At 60.9% G+C, this 634-nt stretch carries 1 protein-coding gene and 1 pseudogene; both read left to right on the top strand.

Translation table 11 applies throughout. The features are described 5' to 3' along the window. Positions 1 to 333, top strand: a 333-nt coding sequence (locus EN750_RS37875) for an ATP-binding cassette domain-containing protein (RefSeq protein WP_145968365.1), incomplete at its 5' end; no start/stop codon positions are given. 59 nt (positions 334 to 392) lie between these two features. Then, positions 393 to 634: pseudogene (locus EN750_RS37880) on the top strand (hypothetical protein); the annotation flags it as partial.

Consider the following 634-nt stretch of genomic DNA (forward strand, 5'->3'; position numbering starts at 1 on the left):
ATCCGTTCCATCGACGCTGAGGCCAAGGCAATCGAACTGTCCGGCGGCAACCAGCAGAAGGTGGTGATCGCCAAGTCGATGATCCAGCAGCCAGACCTGATCATTTTCGATGAGCCGACGCGTGGCGTTGACGTCGGCGCCATCGCTGAGATCCACAGGTACCTGAACCAGCTTGCCGACGAGGGCAAGGCCGTAGTCGTGATCTCGTCGTACCTGCCGGAGATCATGTCCCTATCGGACCGTCTGCTCGTCTTCCGCAAGGGCAAGGTGGTGGAGGAGTTCTCCGCCCTGGAGGCGACCGAAGAGAAGGTCATGTACGCGGCCATCAATTAGCGCAAACGCCCGAGCCCCGGATTGCGCATCTGCCAACACAGCAACTATCGGAAAGTCAGATGAGCATTCCTTCACTTTCAAATCCAAGAAGCGGGCGCCAGCTCGAAGGACGACATGTCGTGCTGTTCGGCGCGGGGACGGCCAACGATGTCGAGAAAGGCTGGAGCCTTGGGCGGGTAAGTGACACGGTCCATGGCGTCGGCAAAGCCACGGCGCTTGTCTATGCCCGCCATGGCGCGGCCGTCACCTGTGTCGATATCGACCTGGACGCGGCGACCGCGACGGCAGAACTCATCCGGAG

Source organism: Mesorhizobium sp. M7A.F.Ca.ET.027.03.2.1 (assembly GCF_003999175.1).
Taxonomy (GTDB): Bacteria; Pseudomonadota; Alphaproteobacteria; order Rhizobiales; family Rhizobiaceae; genus Mesorhizobium.